Source organism: Mesorhizobium album, assembly GCF_033977205.1.
Taxonomy (GTDB): domain Bacteria; phylum Pseudomonadota; class Alphaproteobacteria; order Rhizobiales; family Rhizobiaceae; genus Mesorhizobium; species Mesorhizobium album.
Genome location: NZ_JAVIIW010000142.1, coordinates 1 through 962 on the forward strand (window position 1 = coordinate 1; position 962 = coordinate 962).

Sequence of the window (962 nt, forward strand, 5' to 3'; positions counted from 1 at the left end):
GTCGGCAAGACGGTCGCCGAGCGGCGCAAGCGCATGCTGGAGCTGCTCGACCTGGTGAAGCTGCCGCGGGCCTTCGAGACCCGCAAGCCGCGCCAGCTCTCAGGCGGGCAGAAACAACGCATCGGCGTGGCGCGAGCCTTTGCCGGCGATGCCAAGGTGGTGGTGGCCGACGAGCCGGTCTCGGCACTCGACGTCTCGGTGCAGGCGGCGGTGACCGAACTGTTGATGGACATCCAGCGCAAGAACAAGACGACGATGCTGTTCATCAGCCACGACCTGTCGGTGGTGCGCTACATCGCCGATCGTGTCGTGGTCATGTATCTCGGCTATATCGTCGAGCAGGGCACGACGGACCAGATCTTCTCGCCGCCTTACCATCCCTACACGGAGGCGCTGCTCTCGGCGATCCCGATCGCCGACACCAGCGTGGTCAAGAAGCATATCGTGCTCGAAGGCGACATCCCGTCGGCAATGAACCCGCCGACCGGCTGCCCGTTCCAGACGCGCTGCGGCTACAAGAAGCTGGTGCCGGACAATCTGTGCGAGACCAAGGTGCCGCCGATCAAGAATCTCGGCGACGGCCATATGAGCCTGTGCTGGCTGGCCGACGATGTGCTGGCGAAGATGGAGCCGGTCATCAAGTTCGACAAGGAGCATGCGGCGCATGAGGGCGTGCCGGATGATGCGCCGCATGGCGCGGGACCGGGATTGGCAGGCGCGCCGCCGAAGCGTCCGAGCGGAAAGAAGCCGAAGCCGAACTAAGAGCGTGGCGCCGACGTTGGTCCCGCGCCACAATCAGCTGCCGCACTGCCGCAACTGGGTGGCATAGTCGCGGGCCATCTGGTCGGTGGCGCGCGCGTAGTTCTGCACGCCGGCGTCGCCGCGATTGCCGCGGCCGTAGGCCGACCAGCCGAGATAATAGGCGAGATAGAGATTGTAGGTGTCGTTGCGGGCGACGCCGA

General features: G+C 65.4%; 2 protein-coding genes. One reads left to right on the plus strand and one right to left on the minus strand.

Going from position 1 to position 962, the window contains the following annotated elements:
• Nucleotides 1–762, plus strand: a 762-nt coding sequence (locus tag RFN28_RS34625; RefSeq protein ID WP_320291600.1) for an oligopeptide/dipeptide ABC transporter ATP-binding protein, incomplete at its 5' end; no start/stop codon positions are given.
• A 33-nt stretch (nucleotides 763–795) separates the two neighbouring features.
• Here RFN28_RS34625 and RFN28_RS34630 read toward each other — a convergent pair.
• Nucleotides 796–962: transglycosylase SLT domain-containing protein (locus tag RFN28_RS34630; RefSeq protein WP_441328176.1), on the minus strand; the 167-nt coding region annotated here is incomplete at its 5' end.